The following is a 19,988-nucleotide window of genomic DNA, read 5'->3' as shown; positions in this document are numbered from 1 at the left end:
GCGGCCCCCCTGCGTTCCCCGGTGCGTGCACCTCAGCGTGACCCGCCCATTCGGGCGCACGCCAGGCGTAACGGACGCATTGCGCACGAAGGTACGGGACGCGCAGTACGCACTGCTGCGGGGCCGGCGGTACACGGACCGAACGGGGGCGGTGGGGTCCAAATCCCGTACGGAGCCGCGTTCCGTCACCGGTCGGGCGCGCGCCCATGCCCGCCCCCGGTTGCCGGCTGCTCTGTGTCGCAGTCGGCAACCGGGGGCCGTCGGCGTCTCAGTACGAGAGCCCGTGCCCGACCGGGTAGAGAACGCTCCCCGACGCGTCAGCACGCATCACCGGAACCGGCAGTTTCCCCTCCGGTTCGCGCCGCCCGGCGATCACCCGGGCCGCCGCCCGCAATTCCACATCCGTCCAGGAATAGGTGGCCAGCGCTGCCCGTACGCCCGGCAACTGCGCGATGTCGTACGGATTGCGCACGGCCACCTGCACAACCGGTTTGCCGGTGGCCAGCAGCGCGTCGACCAGCGCGCGCTGCGGCGAAGCCGCCGTGACGTTGTACGTGGCCACGACTGCCGCGTCCTGCGCGCGGAGCGCCGTGACCGCCTGATCGATCAGTTCCCGGGTGGGCGCCGTGCCGGTGGAGAGCGCGGTCGCCGTGAAACCTAGCCGCTCGAAGGTTTCTGCGAGCACCTTGGTGGGCGGCCCCCCGGTGCCGGACGGTGACGCCGGGTCGGCGCCGGCCACCAGCAGACGCGGCTGCGCGCGCCGCGACAACGGCAGCGTCCCGCCGTCATTGACGAGCAGCGTGGTGGTGTGGTCCGCGATGCGGTCCGCCGTGGCGAGATGCCGCCGCGTGCCGACGGAACGTTCCACCGCGCGGTGCGTCGTGTACGGGTCGTCGAACAGCCCGCGCCGCTCCTTGAGCAGCAGGACGCGGAACAGCTTCTCGTCGATGGCGCGCTCGGTCAGCTCGCCCGTCCGCACCGCCTTGAGCACGCCCGCGTAGGCGACGGCGATGTCCGGCGGATTGAGCAACTGGTCGACGCCCGCCTTGAGCGCGAGCACCGCCACGCGGGCGTCACCGTACTTCGTCCGTACGCCCTGCATCCCGAGTGAGTCGGTCACCACCACGCCGTCGAAGCCGAGGCGTTCGCGCAGGATGCCGGTGAGGATCGGGCGGGACAGCGTGGCCGGGTCCTCGCTCGCGTCGAATGCGGGGACGACGATGTGCGCCGTCATGATCGAATCGACGCCGGCCTCGATGGCCGCCCGGAACGGCGGGGCGTCCAGCCGCTCCCACTCCTCGGCGGTGTGACGGATGTAGGGCAGCCCGACGTGGCTGTCGGTGGCGGTGTCGCCGTGCCCCGGGAAGTGCTTGGCCGTCGCGGCCACGCCGGCACGCCGGTACCCCTGGATCTGTGCGGTGACCAGACGCGCCACCGCCTTCGGGTCGGAACCGAAGGAGCGGACGCCGATCACGGGATTCGCGGGATTGACGTTCACGTCGGCCACCGGCGCGTAGTCCTGCCGGATGCCCATCGCGTACAGCTCTTCGCCCGCGATCCGGCCGGCCGTGCGGGCGTCCTCCCGCGAGCGGCCGGCGCCGAGCGCCATCGCGCCGGGGAAGAGCGTGGCGGGCGCGCCGATCCGGGCCACTATGCCGTGCTCCTGGTCGACGGAGATCAAGAGCGGTACGGGAACGCGCTGGGCGGCGGCGGCCCGCTGGATGCCGTTGGAGAGGTCGGCGATCTGGTGGGGCTCGCGGGTGTTGTGCGCCCAGCCGAAGTAGATGATGCCGCCCAGGTGGTACTTGGCGATCAGTTCGGCGGCGTTGGAGACGCCCATCTCCTTGCGGTTCGTCTCGGCGTCGGCAGGGTCCGGGTCGGTCGCGGAATGCCCGTAGACCCGCATCACGAACAACTGCCCGACCTTTTCCTCCATATTCATGCGGGAAATGAGCCGGGCCGCCCGGGTACGGGCGTGAGCATCGGCGGCTTCGGCGGCTTCGGCGGCACCTGGGCCGGAAGCGACGGCGTGAACGGCGCCGCCGCCCGTGCTCATGGCACAGGCGGCGGCCGCGGCGGTGGTCAGGACGGTACGTCTGGAGTGCATCTGCGCTCCTTCCGGAGAGCTTCCTCGCCGAGCGCTGCCCCGGCGGCCTGAAGGAAACTTCCAAGAAGTCACGAGTAACCGGAAAAGTATTGCCGGTCAATGCTCGACGGCTCTGCCAGTCGGGGGACGGGCGGCGCCGAGCGGAGAAAGCGTGCGGGCGGGAAGAGGGGGAGCGGGCGCGCGGAGGGGCGTGAGGGACGGGCACGCGGGGGCGGGCGCGCGGAGGCCGACGCGTGGCATGGCGTGGGCGGTCCGGGGGCCGGAGATCCGCCACCGGCGCGTATGGAGGGGGTGCACCGGTGGCGGGTGCTGTCGGCCGCAGGCGGCGGAGAGGGTGGTCAGCAACGCAGCCAGCAGCGAGGCCGACACCGCACTGCGGGGACACACAGCACACCGTTTTGACGGTCGGCGGCCCGGGTGGGTTCCCTGGTTCGGCGGGAATACGGGAAATGGTGCGGGTGTGGGGGGATGTGTTCTTGAGGCGGGCGCGGGTGGTGCGGAAACGTTTCTGAAGAGGGGGGGTGGCGGGCTGGCTCTGTGTACGTCGGCGCCTCGATACGTGGACGCGGGGGCCTTGCGGCGCGGGTGTGAAGAGGTGCGCGGACGCGGGAGACGTGCGCCGGGGGTGCGAGGAGGCGCGTGGGGGCGCGTGTGCAGGGGGCTCGGGCCGCGAGCCCGGCGCTCCAGGCCGCAGCCCGATGGCGCATGGCCTTTCCGGCGCTCGCGCCCGGCTGCCCCTCAGCCCGATGCCGACGCCGTCGGCCGCTTCAGACGCTCGCCCCTCGCGTTCCTCAGGCCGTGGCCGCTGTCACCAAGCGCTCCAGGTGCTCGCGTCCCGCGCTCAGCAGGCCGGGGAGGTCGGCGGCGCGTGGGTACCACCGCTTCTCGTACTCCCAGCACAGCCAGCCGTCCCACTGCGCGCGGGCGAGCGCGCCGACGCAGTCGGCCAGGGGAACCGTCCCGGCGCCGAGCGGCAGGGGAGTGGGGTCCTCGGCTGAGGCAACGTCCTTGACCTGCACGAACCCAAGGTACGGAGCGAGCGCCGCGAACGTGTCGGCCGGCGCCTCACCGCCGAGCCACGGGTGGAGCACATCCCAGAGCGCACCGATGTGCCGGTGCCCTACGGGGCCCACGACCCGCGCCGCGTCGGCGCCGCGCGGGTGCGAGTCGTGTGTCTCCAGAAGAACGCGCACGTCCCGCTCCGCCGCGAACGGCGCCACCGCCGCCAGGTGCCGGGCCGCATCAGCGTCGGCTTCCCCGGCGGGCCGGTCGCCACCACCGGGGAACACCCGCACGAACTTCGCATCCAGGTCCGAAGCGAGCACGACCAGCTCGGTCAGCTCCGCCGCCAGTTCCTCCTCGCCGCGTTCGTCATGGGCCGCGGCCACCCGTGCGTACCCGGAAACCGCCAGGATCTTCACACCGGCATCGGCGAACTGCTCACGAACCGCAGCCCGTTCGCGCAGCCCGATGCGCGGATGGACCTGCTCTTCGGGGTGGGCCCGCAGCTCCACCCCGTCGAATCCGGCGCCGGCCGCCAGCCGCACGACCTCGCCCACCGGCATCCCGGGCACTCCGAGTGTCGAGAACGCATATCGCATATCGCTCATGAGAACCATGTGAACACAGATCAGAGCGGCAAACGCCAGTCCTGTCCGACGAGCTCCCGGCCGAAACGGTGATGCGGCTTCTCGGCGGTCAGCTCGAAGCCCGCGCGCTCGTACAGGACGCGCGCGGCGCTCAGTACGGAGTTCGTCCACAGGACCAGTTCGCGGTAGCCGGCCTCGCGGGCGAAGTCGACGCCTGCGGACACCAGCGCCCGTCCGATGCCGCGCCCGCGCATGTCCGGCTCGACCAGGAGCAGCCGCAACCGGGCCGTACGGGGTGCTGTCCCGCTCGCCGGCCCCGGGGAGGTGTGGATTCCGTCCCGTGCTCCGTCCCGTACGCACATGGCCGAGCCCACGCGTTCGCCGTCCAGCTCGGCGACCCAGGTGCGGTCCCAGCGCGGGTCGCCGTGCTCGGCGTATTCGGCGACGGCACGGGCCACCAGGGCCTCGTAACCGCGGTCGAAGCCGTACTCCCGCGCGTACAGAACGGCGTTACGCTGCACCATCCAGCCGAGGTCGCCGGGCTCGGGGGCGCGCAGCCGCAATACCGGGGCCGGGCGTTCCGTCGTGTTGCCGAGAATTTCTCGTATGGTCGCCATCGATTCGGCGAGCCGCGCCCGGTCCCAGGGGGGAAGGCGGCTGAGGAGCACCCCGGCGGAATCGCACGAACGTTCCTCCAGGAGATCCGCGGCCGCTCGGCCGTCCTCGGTGAGCGTGATGCGCTGCCGTCGCCTGTCCCGCTCCGAGGGGCCGCGGGTGATCAGGCCGTTCTGCTCGAACCTGGTGAGCAGTCTGCTGAGGTAGCCCGCGTCCAGGGAGAGCGACGTGCGCAGATCGGCGGCGTCCACGTGCTGGGCATGCGCGATCTCGAACAGGACCCGGGCTTCGGTGAGGGTGTACGGGGTGTAGAGGTGGCGACCGTAGTCGAGCGCGCCGATGAGGTTCGTGTAGAAACGGTTGAACCTGCGGACTTCCTGAACCTCGTGGGCATGGGCTGACATGGCGCATCCCGCCTTACCGTTGACCCAGTCAAGGTTGACTGCGGCAAGAGTACGGTACGGAGGTGGACTCGCGCACCATCAACTCAGCGCGAACAGTGGCGACTTCTCCCGGCGGCGGCGCCTCACGCCCCATCGCCAGCCGCCCGGCCCGCGCACCGGCTTCCTGGAGCGGTAGCCGTACGGTGGTCAGCGCCGGCGCCGCGTCCGCGCTGAACGGAAGATCGTCGAAGCCCGCCACGGAGAGGTCGCCGGGTATCCGCAGACCACGGTCGCGCAGGGCGGCACACACTCCGAGGGCGGCGGTGTCGTTGGGCGCGACGATGGCCGTCAAGGAAGCGTCCCGGCGTAGCAGTTCTCGCGCGGCGTCGTAGCCGACGGCGCGGTCGTAAGTGCCGTGGACGGTGCGGTGGGCCGGGTCGGGGATGCCGTGCGCGGCGAGGGCGGCGCGATGGCCCTCCAGGCGGTGGCGAGTGGTGGTACGGCCGACCGGCCCGGCGACGTACCCGATGTTCCGATGGCCGAGCGAGACCAGGTGCTCGGTGAGCCGTCGTGCGCCGCCGCGATTGTCGAAGGCGAGGGTGATAGGGGAGGGGGCGACGGGACCGGCCGGGGCAGCGGCCCGGGGAGCGGAACGTTCCACGGCAGCGCGCGTCCGAGGAATCAGTCCGGCCTTGAGCGCGCCGGCTTCAGACTCGTTGGCTCCCGGCCTAACGGGCGGACGCCCACACAACACCACTCGGGTGCCGCCTGCGGCGAGCCGAGACAGCGCCGCAGCCACAGCCGCTTCGTGTTCCGCGTCCTCCACCGCACCACCGGTCAGAATCACCGCGGCCGCGCGCTGACGCTGGAGCAGCGTGAGGTAGGTGATTTCGCGTTCAGGGGAGCCGCCGGTGTTGCACACGACGGCCAGTTTCTCGTCGGCGGGCACCAGCCCGTATGCGCCGGCCGGGCTGCGGCGCGTATCGCCGTCACCCGTTCGGGTGTCCGCTCCCCTGGGCGTTCGCCTGGTTGTGCCGCCGCTCACCTCGGACTGCACGGCCGAGGCGATGATTGCGAAGAACGGGTCGGCGATGTCATTGACGAGAATGCCCACCAGGTCCGAGGTGGCGGCGGCCAGCGCGCTGGCCGGGCCGTTGACCACGTACTCCAGGTCCGCCACGGCGCGCAGCACTCGGGCGCGGGTGTTCTCGGCGACCGGATAGTCGCCCTTCAGTACGCGCGAAACGGTCGCCGTCGAAACGCGCGCCCGCGCCGCAACATCCGCCAGCGTCACTGCCATCGGTCGCCCCGCCCCCTGTCGTGCCTCTTGTCCTTGCCTCGCGCCGCAGGCTAGCTTCTCCCGCGATGGAAAGCGCTTACTACGCGTTTCTGGTCCGCGCTTCGCCGTCGGCTTGGCCACCGCCGTCATGAACCGTCAATCGCTGTCTTTCGCTTGCCGTGCGCGCCGGCGCTCGCATCGCGCCCGCCACGGGAGCCGCATTCCTCCAAGGGAAGGGCCGGACCGTGACACGTACGACCGTACGCATCGCCATGAACGGTGTGACCGGACGCATGGGCTACCGCCAGCACCTGGTCCGTTCCCTCCTCGCGTTGCGCGAACAAGGCGGCCTGGACCTCGGCGACGGCACGGTGATCTGGCCCGAACCGATTCTCGTGGGCCGCTCCGAACACAAACTGCGGGCGCTTGCCGAGCGCCACGGCTTGGAGCACTGGAGCACCGAACTCGACGCGGTGCTCGCGGACGACAGCGTCGACATCTACTTCGACGCGCAGGTCACCGCCGCCCGCGAGGAGTCCTTGAAGAAAGCGATTGCTGCCGGGAAGCACCTGTACTGCGAGAAACCCACCGCCATCGGTCTCGACGGCGCGCTGGAGCTGGCCCGGCTGGCCGACGAAGCCGGCGTCAAGCACGGCGTCGTCCAGGACAAGACTTTCCTGCCCGGCCTGCTCAAGCTGCGCCGCTTGGTCGAAGGAGGCTTTTTCGGTCGTGTCCTCTCCGTACGGGGGGAGTTCGGCTACTGGGTCTTCGAAGGCGACTGGCAACCGGCGCAGCGCCCGTCCTGGAACTACCGTGCCGAGGACGGCGGCGGCATCGCGGCCGACATGTTCCCCCACTGGGAGTACGTCCTGCACGAACTCTTCGGCCCCGTACGGACTGTCCAGGCCCAGGTCACCACCCACGTACCACGCCGCTGGGACGAGAACGGCGAGCCGTACGAGGCCACCGCGGACGACGCCGCGTACGGGATCTTCCAGTTGGACGGCGGCATCGTCGCGCAGATCAATTCCTCCTGGGCGGTACGGGTCCACCGCGACGAACTGGTCGAGTTCCAGGTGGACGGCACGGAAGGCTCCGCCGTTGCCGGACTGCGCACATGCCGCGTCCAGCACCGCTCCGTGACTCCCAAGCCGGTCTGGAACCCCGACATCCCGGTGGCCGAACCATTCCGCGACCAGTGGCAGGAAATCCCGGACAACGCGGATTTCGACAACGGCTTCAAAACCCAGTGGGAGCTGTTCCTGCGCCATGTCGTACGGGACGCGCCCTGGCGCTGGGACCTGACAGCGGGCGCGCGCGGCGTTCAGCTCGCCGAACTGGGACTGAGGTCGTCGGCGGAAGGCCGCCGCCTGGACGTGCCGGAGCTCGGGCGATGACCGGGCAGGGGAGCGGGACGGCCGACACGCCTCCATACGGAGACGGGCGCGGGGCCGGGCGGCCGCCGACTGCGGCCGGCCGCGGAGCGGAGGTCGCCTTTACCTCCCGTACCATCTTCGCCGCTGCTCATGTGGTCGCCGACCCCTTCGCCGACACCACCCCCGACGGTCCCGCCGCCATCGACTGGGACGCCACCCTGGCTTTCCGCCGCCACCTGTGGTCGCACGGCCTGGGCGTGGCCGAAGCCATGGACACCGCGCAACGTGGCATGGGACTCGACTGGCCTTCGGCGGCCGAGCTGATCCGCCGCTCCGCCGCCGAAGCCGCGGCCGTGGGCGGTCGCATTGCCTGCGGAGTCGGTACGGACCAACTGAACGCGTCCGTGGTGAGCCTGGCCGGCATCCGGGCTGCTTACGAGGAACAACTGTCACTCGTGGAAGGGGCAGGCGCGCGGGCCATCGTCATGGCCTCCCGGCAACTCGCCGCGACAGCCGCAGGGCCGGATCCGTACGTGGAAAACTACGGTCACCTGCTGCGCCAGGCCGCTGAGCCGGTGATCCTTCACTGGCTCGGCCCGATGTTCGACCCAGCGTTGGAGGGTTACTGGGGCAGTGCGGATCTGGACGCCGCAACCGATACGTTTCTTCAGATCATCGCCGAGCACCCCGGCAAGGTGGACGGCGTGAAGGTGTCGTTGCTGGACGCCGAGCGCGAGGTCCGGCTGCGCCGACGCCTTCCGGAGGGAGTGCGCTGTTACACGGGCGACGACTTCCACTACCCCGAACTGATCGCCGGCGACGCACATGGCTTCAGCGACGCCTTGCTGGGCATCTTCGATCCTCTCGCACGGTTGGCAGCCGATTCCGTATGCCTTCTGGACAGCGGGGACACGGCGGGCTTTCGCAAGCTGCTGGATCCGACCGTCGCGCTCTCCCGTCACCTCTTCGAGCCACCGACGCGTTACTACAAGACAGGTGTTGTCCTGCTCGCCTGGCTATCGGGCCACCAGTCGCACTTCACCATGGTCGGCGGCCTCCAGTCGGCGCGCTCGCTGCCCCATTTGCAGCGAGCGTACGAAATGGCGGACGGGCTGGACCTGTTCCCGGACCCGGACCTGGCGGCGGCCCGTATGCGTCAACTCGCTGCGGTTTACGGAGGCGTGGCATGAACAGTGCTCGTCCGACGTGCCCGGAAGAAACGGACGACTTCCTCGCCCGCTTCAGCCTCAATCAGCAGACCGTCAAGCAATGGTCGCTGCCCGAACTCGTCGACGGCTGCGCGAGAGCGGGAGTGCGCGGCGTCGGCCTGTGGCGCGCCCCGGTGCAGGAATACGGGGTGGCGGCTGCCGGCCGTCTCGTACGCGATGCCGGGCTGACCGTCACCAGCCTCTGCCGCGGCGGTTTCTTCACCGCCCTGGACCCCAAGGAACGCGCGGACGCCCTGGACGACAACCGGGCCGCCATCGAGGAAGCCGCCACCCTCGGCACCGACACCCTCGTCCTGGTCTCGGGTGGGCTGCCGCTGGGCAGTCGCGACCTGCACGGCGCCCGTGAACGGGTAGCTGACGCACTGGCCGAGCTCGCCCCGTACGCGGCCGACGTAGGGGTGCGCCTGGCGATCGAACCGCTCCACCCCATGTACGCAGCGGACCGCTGTGTCGTCTCCACTCTCGCCCAGGCCCTGACGCTCGCCGAGCGATTCCCGGTCGAGCGGGTGGGTGTGGTCGTGGACACGTACCACGTGTGGTGGGACGACACGATCGGCTCGCAGATCGGGCGCGCGGGCGCCGGGGGGCGTATCGCGGCCTTCCAGCTCGCCGACTGGGTGACACCACTGCCGGCCGGCGTACTGCTCGGGCGCGGCCAACTCGGCGATGGGGCAGTGGATCTGCGCTGGTTCCGCGAGCAGGTGGATGCCACCGGTTACCGGGGGCCCGTCGAGGTCGAGATCTTCAACCCGGCGCTGTGGGAGCGGCCGGGCGCGGAGGTACTGGCCGAAGTCGTCGAACGGTTCACCACTCACGTCATGCACGCCAGGTAACGAAGTAATAACTCACCGGATCCGTGCAACCGTTCTCGGGCCGGACGGGTCGTACTTGTCGTCAGGCTCCCGAGGGGAGAGGGAACCGGGGGGATCCGAGGGGGGATCAGGGGGCCGCACGGAGGGGGAATCGAGGGGCCCGGTCGTCGGACCGGGCCCCTCGAAGCGTCTGCGGACCGGTGCGGCGGAACCCTCCGCACCGGCGCGGTGGAACCCGCCCGCGACGGCTGCGGAAGCCGCCGGAACGCCGCCCGCGCACCGCGCCGCAGAGCCTCACAACCGAGTTATCCACAGGCCCGAACGCGATGTCGGACCTCGGCGGTACCGTCGGTTCATGTTCATTCCAGCCGTGGTCGAAGGGGTCCTGGAGCGGATCACCTACGCCAATGAGGACACCGGTTACACGGTCGCGCGTGTGGACACGGGCGGCTCCGGTGATCTCCTCACTGTCGTCGGTTCGCTGCTGGGCGCGCAGCCGGGGGAGTCGCTGCGGCTGGAAGGCCGTTGGTCCTCCCACCCGCAGTACGGACGGCAGTTCACCGTCGAGAACTACACCACCGTCCTGCCCGCCACGATCCAGGGCATACGGCGCTACCTCGGCTCCGGACTCATCAAGGGCATCGGCCCGGTCATGGCCGACCGGATCACCGGGCACTTCGGTCTGGACACCCTCGACATCATCGAGCAGGAACCCAAGCGTCTCGTCGAGGTGCCCGGGCTCGGCCCGAAACGTACGAAGCTGATCGGTGACGCCTGGGATGAGCAGAAGGCCATCAAGGAGGTCATGATCTTCCTCCAGGGGGTGGGCGTCTCCACCTCCATCGCGGTGCGCATCTACAAGAAGTACGGCGATGCCTCGATCTCCGTCGTCAAGAACCAGCCCTACCGTCTCGCCGCCGACGTCTGGGGCATCGGCTTCCTGACCGCCGACCGCATCGCGCAGGCCGTCGGCATCCCGCACGACAGTCCGGACCGGGTCAAGGCGGGTCTGCAGTACGCGCTCTCGCAGTCCACCGATCAAGGCCACTGTTACCTCCCGGAGGAGGAGCTGATCGCCGCTTCGGTCAAGTTGCTCCAGGTCGACACGGGGCTGGTCATCGATTGTCTGGGGGAGTTGGCGGCGGATCCGGAAGGTGTGGTCCGCGAGACCGTGCCGTCCCCGGAGGGCAAGCCGGTCGCCGCCATCTACCTGGTGCCGTTCCACCGCGCCGAGACCTCTCTCGCGGCGCAAATACTGCGGCTGTTGCGGACGCAGGAGGACCGCATGCCGGCGTTCCGGACCGTGGCGTGGGACCGAGCGCTGGCCTGGCTGGCCAATCGGACGGGGGCCACGCTGGCACCCGAGCAGGAGGCCGCCGTACGACTGGCGCTCACCGAGAAGGTGTCCGTGCTCACCGGCGGGCCCGGCTGCGGCAAGTCCTTCACGGTCCGCTCCATCGTGGAACTGGCCCGCGCGAAGAAGGCCAAGGTGGTGCTCGCGGCTCCCACGGGCCGGGCCGCCAAGCGCCTGGCGGAGCTCACCGGGGCCGAGGCGTCCACGGTGCACCGGCTGCTGGAGCTCAAGCCGGGCGGGGACGCCGCGTACGACAAGGACCGACCGCTCGACGCCGACCTGGTGGTGGTCGACGAGGCCTCCATGCTCGACCTGCTGCTCGCCAACAAGCTCATCAAGGCGGTGCCGCCCGGGGCCCACCTCCTCCTGGTCGGCGACGTGGACCAGCTCCCCTCGGTGGGCGCGGGCGAGGTGCTGCGGGATCTGCTCGCCGAGAACTGCCCGGTCCCGGCCGTACGGCTGACCCGCATCTTCCGCCAGGCACAGCACTCCGGCGTGGTCACCAACGCGCACCGCATCAACGAGGGCCTACTGCCGATCGTCGAGGGAATGACTGATTTCTACCTCTTCGTGGAGGAGGACTCCGAGGGGGCCGGCCGGGTCACGGTCGACGTGGTCGCGCGCCGTATCCCCGCGAAGTTCGGCCTCGACCCGCGGCGGGACGTCCAGGTGCTCACCCCCATGCACCGCGGCCCGGCCGGCGCCGGCCCGCTGAACGGTCTCCTCCAGCAGGCCCTCACCCCGGCGCGGCCCGAATCGCCGGAGCGGCGCTCCGGCGGCCGGGTGTTCCGGGTGGGTGACAAGGTGACGCAGATCCGCAACAACTACGAGAAGGGCAGCAACGGCGTCTTCAACGGCACGGTCGGCGTCGTCGCCAAGATCAACCGGGACGAGCAGTGGCTGACGGTGCTCACGGACGAGGACGAGGAGATCTCGTACGATTTCGACGAGCTGGACGAGCTGACGCACGCGTATGCGGTGACCATCCACCGTTCCCAGGGCAGTGAGTATCCGGCTGTGGTGATTCCGGTCACCACCGGCGCCTGGATGATGTTGCAGCGAAACCTGCTCTACACGGCCGTCACGCGGGCAAAGAAGCTGGTGGTGCTGGTCGGCTCGCGCAAGGCTTTGGGGCAGGCCGTACGCACCGTGTCCGCCGGTCGAAGGTGGACCGCACTGCGCCACCGACTCGCCGGTGCGGTGCGCGGTCACCTCTTCCCCAATCGGGGCGAAGGGGAGCAGGATGGGCGGCTGAAGCGGCACTGAGTGCCGCCCACAGGCCCTATGGCCGACCCCGAGTGCACAGCCAAGGTCCAAATGGGGGAAGGTATAGGCAGTCAGGGCACCTCGAAGAAGAGGCACAACGTCGGTGAGGGATGACGTGAGCGACAACTCTGTAGTACTGCGTTACGGGGACGGCGAATACAGCTACCCGGTCGTCGACAGCAGCGTCGGCGACAAGGGCTTCGACATCTCGAAGCTGCGCGCCCAGACCGGTCTGGTGACCCTGGATTCCGGTTATGGCAACACTGCCGCGTACAAATCCGCGATCACCTATCTGGACGGTGAGAACGGGGTTCTTCGGTACCGCGGCTACCCGATCGAGCAGCTCGCAGAGCGCAGCACGTTCGTCGAGACCGCCTACCTGCTGATCAACGGTGAGCTGCCCACCGTCGACCAGCTCGCGACCTTCAAGCAGGACATCACCTACCACACCCTGCTGCACGAGGACGTCAAGCGGTTCTTCGACGGCTTCCCGCGGGACGCCCACCCGATGGCGATGCTGTCCTCCGTGGTCAGCGCGCTGTCGACGTTCTACCAGGACAGCCACAATCCGTTCGACGAGCGGCAGCGCCACATCTCGACGATCCGGCTGCTGGCCAAGCTTCCGACGATCGCGGCGTACGCGTACAAGAAGTCGGTCGGCCACCCGGTGGTCTACCCGCGCAACGACCTCGGTTACGTCGAGAACTTCCTGCGCATGACCTTCTCGGTGCCGGCCGCCGAGTACGACCTCGACCCGGTCGTGGTCAGCGCTCTGGACAAGCTGCTCATCCTGCACGCGGACCACGAGCAGAACTGCTCGACCTCCACCGTGCGCCTGGTCGGCTCCTCGCAGGCGAACCTCTTCGCCTCGATCTCGGCCGGCATCAACGCGCTGTGGGGCCCGCTGCACGGCGGCGCCAACCAGTCGGTGCTGGAGATGCTGGAGGGCATCCAGCGCGACGGCGGTGACGTCGACTCCTTCATCCGCAAGGTGAAGAACAAGGAAGACGGCGTGAAGCTCATGGGCTTCGGGCACCGCGTCTACAAGAACTTCGACCCCCGGGCGAAGATCATCAAGGCGGCGGCGCACGACGTCCTCTCGGCGCTCGGCAAGTCCGACGAGCTGCTGGACATCGCGCTCAAGCTGGAGGAGCACGCGCTCTCCGACGACTACTTCGTCTCGCGCAAGCTCTACCCGAACGTGGACTTCTACACCGGTCTGATCTACCGGGCCATGGGCTTCCCGACCGAGATGTTCACCGTGCTCTTCGCGCTCGGCCGGCTGCCCGGCTGGATCGCCCAGTGGCACGAGATGATCAAGGAGCCGGGTTCCCGTATCGGCCGCCCGCGCCAGATCTACACCGGGGTCGTCGAGCGCGACTTCGTCCCGGTCGAGGAGCGCTGAGCGACTCCGTCCTCCGGGAAGGCTGCTGACCGGCCGGCCGCCCGCGTGGCGGCCCGGGCCGGTCCGTCCAGCAGAAAGCGCCCCGCCTCCAGATCCCCCCACGGGTCCGGAGCGCGGGGCGCTTCCCTTGTTCCCCGGGTCGGATTCCCCCCACGGGATCCGTCCGGGCGCTTCTTGGTGGTGCCGCGATCTGCCGGGACGCGCACGTACGGGAGGGCCGCTCAAAGCTCCCCGGGCACGTCGCCCCGGCCACGCGTTGCCGGGCGTGGTCCCCCAAGACCAGCCTGGCCGTTGCGGTACAGGCCCCGCCGAGGTGCCTGCACCGCACGGTTAGACTCGCGACCCCCCGCAATGGTTACGTTAGAAGTGATGTGATCTGGGTCTCTTGCCATAAGTGGGCGAATACGGTCAAGGGCCTCGATCTGGAGATCGGGGCCCTTCCGTATGGGTGTTGTGTCAGATGTAGGGAACTTGTGAAGGCGAAAAGAATCCGCGCCGCACACATCCGTCAGCGGAAGTGCCGCAACCGGAGGCTGTTGCCGACCACGAAGACCGACGAGAAGGCCATCGCCGCCCCCGCGATCATCGGATTGAGCAGACCGGCCGCCGCGAGCGGAACCGCCGCGACGTTGTAGCCGAAGGCCCAGAAGAGATTGCCCTTGATCGTGGCGAGTGTCCGGCGGGCGAGCCGGATGGCGTCCGGCGCGACCCGCAGATCGCCGCGTACGAGGGTGAGGTCTCCCGCCTCGATGGCCGCGTCCGTGCCGGTGCCCATCGCCAGGCCCAGGTCGGCGGCGGCCAGGGCGGCCGCGTCGTTGACGCCGTCGCCGACCATCGCCACGCTGCGGCCCTCGCCGCGCAGCCGCTCGATCACCGCGACCTTGTCCTCGGGCAGCACCTCCGCGATCACCTCGCCGATGCCCACCTCCGCCGCCACGGCGTCGGCCACCGCCTGGTTGTCCCCGGTCAGCAGCACCGGAGCCAGCCCCAGCGCGCGCAGTCGGCGAACCGCCTCGGCGCTGCCTTCCTTGACGGTGTCGGCAACCGACAGCAGGCCGCGTGGCTGCCCGTCCCAGGCGACGAGTACGGCGGTCCGTCCCGCGGCCTCGGCGGCCTCCCTGGCGGCGGTCAGCGCCTCCGGAGGGCCATCGGGGCCGGACGCCGCCCCGCCTTCGGCGTCCTCGCGCAGCAGCCGCGCCCGCCCGACGAGGACGCGGCGGCCTTCCACCACGCCGCGTACGCCGAGCCCCGGCACGTTCTCGAAGTGCTCCGGCTCCGGAAGTGCGCCCAGACGCTCACGTGCCCCCTCCGCGACGGCGCGCGCGATCGGATGTTCCGAGGCGTGTTCCAGCGCGCCCGCCAGCCGCAGCAACTCGTCCTCCGCGACACCCGGCGCGGGCACGGCCTCGTACAGGCTCATCCGTCCCGTGGTCACCGTGCCGGTCTTGTCCAGGACGACGGTGTCGATGCGGCGGGTGGACTCCAGGACCTCGGGGCCCTTGATGAGAATGCCGAGCTGGGCGCCGCGGCCCGTACCGACCATCAGGGCGGTGGGTGTCGCCAGACCGAGAGCGCACGGGCAGGCGATGATCAGTACGGCGACGGCCGCCGTGAACGACGCGGTTGCATCACCGGTCACCAGGAGCCAGCCGGCCAGGGTGCCGAGCGCCACCAGCAGCACGACGGGGACGAAGCCTGCGGAAACCCGGTCGGCGAGCCGCTGCACCTCGGCCTTGCCGCTCTGCGCGTTCTCGACCAGCGCTGCCATCCGCGCCAGCCGCGTGTCGCCGCCGACCCGGATGGCCTCGACCACCAGCCGGCCGCTGGTGTTCACCGTCGCGCCCGTCACGCCGTCACCGGGAGCCACGTCGACCGGTACCGATTCGCCGGTCAGCATCGAAGCGTCCACGGCGGACGATCCCTCGACGACCGTGCCGTCCGTGGCGATCTTCTCTCCGGGGCGTACGACGAACCGTTCGCCGACGGCCAACTGCTCCACCGGGACGCGCACCTCGTGCCCGTCCCGCAGCACCACCACGTCCTTCGCGCCCAGCTCCATCAGCGCACGCAGCGCGGCGCCGGCCTTCCGCCGGGAACGCGCCTCCAGACAGCGGCCGAGCAGCAGAAAAGCCGTCACCCCGGCCGCGGCCTCCAGGTAGATGGCCGAGGAGCCCTCCGTACGGGCCGCGGTGAAGTCGAAACCGTGCCGCATACCGGGCATGCCCGCGTCGCCGAAGAACAGTGCCCACAGGGACCAGCCGAAGGCGGCGAGTGTCCCGATGGACACCAGGGTGTCCATCGTGGCGGCGCCGTGCCGCAGGTTCGTCCAGGTGGCCCGGTGGAAGGGGTACGCGCCCCAGACCACGACGGGCGCGGCCAGCGTCAGGCAGAGCCACTGCCAGTTGTCGAACTGGAGCGAGGGGATCATCGACAGCAGGACCACGGGAACGGCCAGCACGGCGGAGACGAGCAGTCGCCGGCGGAGGTCGGCCAATTCCTGGTCGTGCGCGTCGGAACCGCCTTCCGTGGTGGACGGGGCGGCGGAATCCTGATCGGAGCCGTCGGCCGGGGACGGTGCCGCGGATTCCGCGGGCGCCGGCCGTCGCGCGGTGTAGCCCGTCTTCTCCACCGTGGCGATCAGATCGTCGACCGAGACCCCGTCGCCGTACTCGACGCGCGCCTTTTCGGTGGCGAAGTTGACGGTGGCGCTGACGCCCGGCATCCGGTTGAGCTTCTTCTCCACGCGCGCCGCGCACGAGGCGCAGGTCATGCCGCCGATGGCGAGCTCGACCCGCGCCTGCGTGGTCGTACCGGTCATCGGACTCAGGCCGCCGGACCCTCTAGTTCGTAACCGGCCTCGTCGACCGCCGCGCGCACGGCCGCCTCGTCGAGCGGCGCCTTGGAGGCGACGGTCACCAGGCCGGTGGCGGCGGACGCCTGCACCGAGTGGACGCCCGGGATCTCGGAGATCTCGGCGGAAACGGCGCCTTCGCAGTGACCGCAGGTCATGCCGCTCACCTTGTAGGTGGTCGTGACGTCGCCCACCTGGACGTCGGTGGCGCCGGAGTTGCAGGAGCCCTCGGGGGAGCAGCAGGAACCGTTGGTCTGTTCGGCAGTCATGGGTCTCTCCTTGGTGCGTGTGGTCGCCGTGCTCGAAGTTTTCACTGACATGCACGTGTGGCGTGGGAAATCCGGAGTCCCGAGAGTCCCCGGCGTTTCCCGACAACCACAACTTTATACCCCTAGGGGGTATGCATGCCAGGTGTGTACGCGTACGACGTCGCCGAGTGACGTGCCGCGAAGTCGGCCTTGAGGCGGCGGCCCCGGGGAGGCGAGGGGGCGGGAGTCCTGGACGCGCGCTCCCGGTACTGGCTGCCGTTGTTCACCACGCCGCCGTCTCCGGCGCCCCACGCCGCCCTGCTGGTCCGCCGGAGCGCGCTTCCTGTGACGTTCCGGGGGATCCGTCGTGTTGCTGGTCGCCGCAGGCGGCGCGACCTGCGGTGACCTGCTGATGTGCCTGGTTGCGCGGCGCTTCGGCGGTCCCGTACGGTCCTGGATGCCCCGACGGGCGCGGCCGCGGGCGCCCTTGGAGTGGGTTTTCTCGCGGACGGGGCGCCATGGTGTGCCGTCCGTCCGTCGCGGTGGTGCGCTTCCTGCCCGGCGGGCGGATCGTGGGTGCGTCGACGTCCGGGGTGGTGTGCAGGCTCCCCGGCTGGGATGGCCGCTCCGGGCGCGTCGGCGCAGTGGACGGCGCCTCGGTGTGCCGGGCGCGCCGGGTCCTCCGGGCGACCTTCAACAACGAAGAGAACGAAGAGAACGAAGAGAACGAAGGGAACTCGGACAACGCACCCCTCGCAGACACCGCAGAGCGGAACGCCGCCCTGTACGGCTGTGCGCCGCCCGTCGGCGCGCCTCCGCAGGGGCGGGTCCGGGCCCGTCGACGTACGGACGGGCGCGTCGACTGACGGGCCGTAAGGAGTGCCCGGTGATCCGGCCCGCGAAGCGGGAGCAAGTGCACCTTTGTGGTAGAAAAGCGGCTTATGTCGCAGTCCGCAACGCTCGTATTGATCATGGCGATCGCCGTGGCCGCCCCGCTCCTCGCATACGGTCTCGGCCGCTGGCTGCCCGTGCCACTGGTCATCTTCGAGATCGTGCTGGGGATCCTGATCGGCCCGGATGTCCTGGGCTGGGCCCACTCCGGAGAGGTCATCAATGCCCTCTCCGACCTCGGGCTGGCCACCTTGATGTTCATCGCCGGGTACGAGATCGAGTTCGCCAAGGTCCGCGGGGACACCCTCAAACGCGCCGGTTACGCCTGGACCGTCTCGCTCGTCCTCGGCCTGGCCATCGCCTTCGGCTTCGCCGCCGGCGACCTCACCAAGGCGATCGTCGTCGGTACCGCCCTCACCAGTACGGCGCTCGGCACCGTCCTGCCCGTACTGCGCGACTCCGGCGACCTGGGAACCCGCTTCGGTTCGGTGATGATGGCCACCGGCGCGGTCGGCGAATTCGGGCCCATCATCGCCATGACGCTGCTGCTCAGCGGGCGCGACCCCGGCGAATCGACCATCCTGCTCTTCGCTTTCGCCCTGCTGACCGCCGGTGCCGTCTACTGGGCCCTGAAGCCCAGCCCCATGTGGTTCTACCGCATCATCGCCCGGACCCTGCACAGCAGCGGCCAGTTCGCCATCCGGCTGTTCGTTCTGCTGCTGGCCGTCATGCTCGGAATCTCGCAGGTGTTCGGACTGGACATCCTGCTCGGCGCGTTCGCGGCCGGCATCATCATGCGGCTGGTGCTGCACGAGGCCGCGCCGGACAGCAGCCAGGAAATTCTCGGACGGCTGGAGGCGATGGGCTTCGGCTTCCTGGTGCCGCTGTTCTTCATCGTCACCGGAGTCGAGTTCGACCTGTCGTCCCTCTTCGAGAACGCGCGCTCGCTTCTGCTGCTCCCGCTCTTCCTCGTCCTGCTGCTGGTCGTACGCGGGCTGCCGCTCGTCCTGCTCGCGCCCCGCGATCTGGGCCGCAAGGACCGCGCCGCACTGATGCTGTACGGGTCGACGGCGCTGCCCCTGGTCGTCGCGATCACCACGATCGGCCAGGACAGCGGCGTACTGGACGCCGGCGAGGCGGCGGCCATGGTGGGCGCGGCGATGATCTCCGTACTGGTCTTCCCGCTGGTGGCCATGCGGCTGCGGGCCGGAGCGGAAGGGCTGGCGCCGCTCCCGGAAGGGCCACGGAAGGGCGCGTCGGAATCCTGGTGAGCCACCGCCCCGCGCTCCGTCCGCTTCTTCTCCGCTCTCACGGCAGGGGAGTGACGCCGAACAGTGCGGCGCCTGGTCGGGTCATGTCCGGGAAGTGTCGGCGAGGGTGCCCGCCGAGGGGCGTACGGCGTCGGAGCCGTACGCATCGTACGTATCCGCCTGTCCTGCGGCAGCGCGTACGTCCGCGACCCTGACCGGTTCGCCGGTGCGACGGGAGCGGTCGCACGCCTCGGCGATGTACAGCGCCTCCAGCGCTTCGGCGGGCGAACACGGGCTCTCCGCGCGGCCGGCGGCCACGTCCACGAAGGCGCCCAGCTCGGTGACGTACGCGTCATGGAAACGTTCCATGAAGGTCGTGTACGGAGCGGACCGCTGCCACGAGACGTGCGGCTCGGCGCTCGGCAGCGGGGCCCGGTCGTCGAGCCCGACGACGCGCGCGCCCTTGGAGCCGCACACCTCCAGGCGGACGTCGTGCCCCGCGCCGTTGTAGCGCGTCGCGGTGACCGTGGCCAGCGTGTCGTCGTCGAAGCGCAACAGCGCGGCGCAGGTGTCCACGTCGTCGCCGTCGGCGAAGAAGGACGCGCCGCGGTTGGCGCCTTGCGCGTACACGGAGACGACTTCGCGGCCGGTGAGCCAGCGCATGATGTCGAAGTCGTGGATGCCGCAGTCGCGGAACAGTCCGCCGGAAGACGGGATGAAGTCCGCGGGCGGCGGCGACTGGTCGCTGGTGCAGGCGCGGAGTGTGTGAATCCAGCCGAGGTCACCGGACCGCAGGGCCTCGCGGGCGGCCCGGTAGCCGCGGTCGAAGCGTCGTTGGAAACCGATCTGTACGGGGACGGCGCTGGTTCGGCAGCGTTCCACGACGGCGAGTGTGCCCGCGACGTCCAGCGCCACCGGCTTCTCGCAGAAGACCGGCACCTCGGCGTCCAGCGCCTGGTGGATCAGCTCGGCGTGCGCGCTCGTCGCGGCGGCGATCACCACGCCGTCCAGACCGGCCGCGTACATCCGGGGGAGGCTTTCGGCGGCCTCGGTACCGAGAGTGTCCGCGAGGACGCGTGCGCGGGCCGCGTCGGCATCGGCGACGACGACGCCGTCCACGCCGGGAACGGACTTCAGGGTCTCGGCGTGGAACGCCCCGATGCGTCCCGTACCGATCAGGCCGATCTTCATGTGCCAGCTCCTGTGACGGACGGTGGATGCGCTTCGGCGCGACACGCGCGGCGTGCCTTTGGGGCGTTCGGAGTCACGAAGCCGGGGCTTGGGCGCGTCGAAGCTCCGCCGCAGCCTGCATGTCCTGACATATTGATGTCAA

Annotated in this window: 13 protein-coding genes; 6 read left to right on the top strand and 7 right to left on the bottom strand. The window is 70.1% G+C overall.

Features of this window, described 5'->3' with window-relative positions; all coding sequences use genetic code 11:
• Positions 1-268: 268 nt before the first annotated feature.
• From ACH4EB_RS20255 to ACH4EB_RS20240, 4 genes are all read right to left on the bottom strand, one after another.
• Entirely contained in the window at positions 269-2,107 is a 1,839-nt protein-coding gene (locus ACH4EB_RS20255; protein ID WP_398348915.1) for a glycoside hydrolase family 3 protein, read from the bottom strand.
• Positions 2,108-2,898: 791 nt separating this feature from the next.
• Entirely contained in the window at positions 2,899-3,708 is an 810-nt protein-coding gene (locus ACH4EB_RS20250; RefSeq protein WP_398349130.1) for a sugar phosphate isomerase/epimerase family protein, read from the bottom strand.
• A 29-nt stretch (positions 3,709-3,737) separates the two neighbouring features.
• Positions 3,738-4,715 (bottom strand): GNAT family N-acetyltransferase, encoded by a 978-nt coding sequence (locus tag ACH4EB_RS20245; protein WP_398348914.1) that lies wholly within the window; start codon positions 4,713-4,715, stop codon positions 3,738-3,740.
• Positions 4,716-4,743: 28 nt separating this feature from the next.
• Positions 4,744-5,994: a LacI family DNA-binding transcriptional regulator gene (locus ACH4EB_RS20240; RefSeq protein WP_398349129.1), complete on the bottom strand. Its 1,251-nt coding sequence runs from the start codon at positions 5,992-5,994 to the stop codon at positions 4,744-4,746.
• A gap of 224 nt (positions 5,995-6,218) precedes the next feature.
• Between ACH4EB_RS20240 and ACH4EB_RS20235 the strand changes: the two genes are divergently transcribed.
• From ACH4EB_RS20235 to ACH4EB_RS20215, 5 genes are all read left to right on the top strand, one after another.
• Positions 6,219-7,370, top strand: a complete 1,152-nt coding sequence (locus ACH4EB_RS20235) for a Gfo/Idh/MocA family protein (RefSeq protein WP_398348913.1) — start codon at positions 6,219-6,221, stop codon at positions 7,368-7,370.
• Positions 7,367-8,539, top strand: coding sequence for a dihydrodipicolinate synthase family protein (locus ACH4EB_RS20230; protein ID WP_398348912.1), 1,173 nt, complete (start codon positions 7,367-7,369; stop codon positions 8,537-8,539). The genes ACH4EB_RS20235 and ACH4EB_RS20230 overlap by 4 nt, the downstream gene beginning before the upstream one ends.
• On the top strand, positions 8,536-9,411 hold the full coding sequence (locus tag ACH4EB_RS20225; protein ID WP_398348911.1) for a sugar phosphate isomerase/epimerase family protein: 876 nt from the start codon (positions 8,536-8,538) through the stop codon (positions 9,409-9,411). The genes ACH4EB_RS20230 and ACH4EB_RS20225 overlap by 4 nt, the downstream gene beginning before the upstream one ends.
• 334 nt (positions 9,412-9,745) lie before the next feature.
• Positions 9,746-12,010, top strand: coding sequence for an ATP-dependent RecD-like DNA helicase (locus ACH4EB_RS20220; RefSeq protein ID WP_398348910.1), 2,265 nt, complete (start codon positions 9,746-9,748; stop codon positions 12,008-12,010).
• 115 nt (positions 12,011-12,125) lie between these two features.
• Complete coding sequence (locus ACH4EB_RS20215; protein ID WP_398348909.1) at positions 12,126-13,415, top strand: citrate synthase; 1,290 nt, start codon at positions 12,126-12,128, stop codon at positions 13,413-13,415.
• Positions 13,416-13,923: 508 nt separating this feature from the next.
• Here the strand turns inward: ACH4EB_RS20215 and ACH4EB_RS20210 are convergent.
• Complete coding sequence (locus ACH4EB_RS20210) at positions 13,924-16,233, bottom strand: heavy metal translocating P-type ATPase (protein ID WP_398348908.1); 2,310 nt, start codon at positions 16,231-16,233, stop codon at positions 13,924-13,926.
• A gap of 5 nt (positions 16,234-16,238) precedes the next feature.
• Positions 16,239-16,535, bottom strand: a complete 297-nt coding sequence (locus ACH4EB_RS20205) for a heavy-metal-associated domain-containing protein (RefSeq protein WP_030018930.1) — start codon at positions 16,533-16,535, stop codon at positions 16,239-16,241.
• Between the two features lie 920 nt (positions 16,536-17,455).
• On the opposite strand from ACH4EB_RS20205, the gene ACH4EB_RS20200 reads away from it, so the two are divergent.
• Positions 17,456-18,676, top strand: a complete 1,221-nt coding sequence (locus tag ACH4EB_RS20200; RefSeq protein ID WP_398348907.1) for a cation:proton antiporter — start codon at positions 17,456-17,458, stop codon at positions 18,674-18,676.
• Positions 18,677-18,757: 81 nt separating this feature from the next.
• On the opposite strand, the gene ACH4EB_RS20195 is transcribed toward ACH4EB_RS20200, so the two are convergent.
• Complete coding sequence (locus ACH4EB_RS20195) at positions 18,758-19,846, bottom strand: Gfo/Idh/MocA family oxidoreductase (RefSeq protein ID WP_398348906.1); 1,089 nt, start codon at positions 19,844-19,846, stop codon at positions 18,758-18,760.
• Between the last annotated feature and the right edge of the window lie 142 nt (positions 19,847-19,988).

The sequence above is a fragment of the Streptomyces sp. NPDC018045 genome (assembly GCF_044327445.1).
Classification (GTDB): Bacteria; Actinomycetota; Actinomycetes; order Streptomycetales; family Streptomycetaceae; genus Streptomyces.
Note: the sequence above shows the minus strand (reverse complement) of the source record. Positions and strands in the feature narration are given on the sequence as shown.

What these genes read in the sequence shown, in the direction of transcription:
- ACH4EB_RS20200 (WP_398348907.1), top strand. Translation starts at nt 17,456, where the DNA reads ATGTCGCAGTCCGCAACGCTCGTATTGATCATGGCGATCGCCGTGGCC.
- ACH4EB_RS20240 (WP_398349129.1), bottom strand. Translation starts at nt 5,994, where the DNA reads ATGGCAGTGACGCTGGCGGATGTTGCGGCGCGGGCGCGCGTTTCGACG.
- ACH4EB_RS20245 (WP_398348914.1), bottom strand. Translation starts at nt 4,715, where the DNA reads ATGTCAGCCCATGCCCACGAGGTTCAGGAAGTCCGCAGGTTCAACCGT.
- ACH4EB_RS20225 (WP_398348911.1), top strand. Translation starts at nt 8,536, where the DNA reads ATGAACAGTGCTCGTCCGACGTGCCCGGAAGAAACGGACGACTTCCTC.
- ACH4EB_RS20250 (WP_398349130.1), bottom strand. Translation starts at nt 3,708, where the DNA reads ATGCGATATGCGTTCTCGACACTCGGAGTGCCCGGGATGCCGGTGGGC.
- ACH4EB_RS20210 (WP_398348908.1), bottom strand. Translation starts at nt 16,233, where the DNA reads ATGACCGGTACGACCACGCAGGCGCGGGTCGAGCTCGCCATCGGCGGC.
- ACH4EB_RS20220 (WP_398348910.1), top strand. Translation starts at nt 9,746, where the DNA reads ATGTTCATTCCAGCCGTGGTCGAAGGGGTCCTGGAGCGGATCACCTAC.
- ACH4EB_RS20205 (WP_030018930.1), bottom strand. Translation starts at nt 16,535, where the DNA reads ATGACTGCCGAACAGACCAACGGTTCCTGCTGCTCCCCCGAGGGCTCC.
- ACH4EB_RS20255 (WP_398348915.1), bottom strand. Translation starts at nt 2,107, where the DNA reads ATGCACTCCAGACGTACCGTCCTGACCACCGCCGCGGCCGCCGCCTGT.
- ACH4EB_RS20230 (WP_398348912.1), top strand. Translation starts at nt 7,367, where the DNA reads ATGACCGGGCAGGGGAGCGGGACGGCCGACACGCCTCCATACGGAGAC.
- ACH4EB_RS20195 (WP_398348906.1), bottom strand. Translation starts at nt 19,846, where the DNA reads ATGAAGATCGGCCTGATCGGTACGGGACGCATCGGGGCGTTCCACGCC.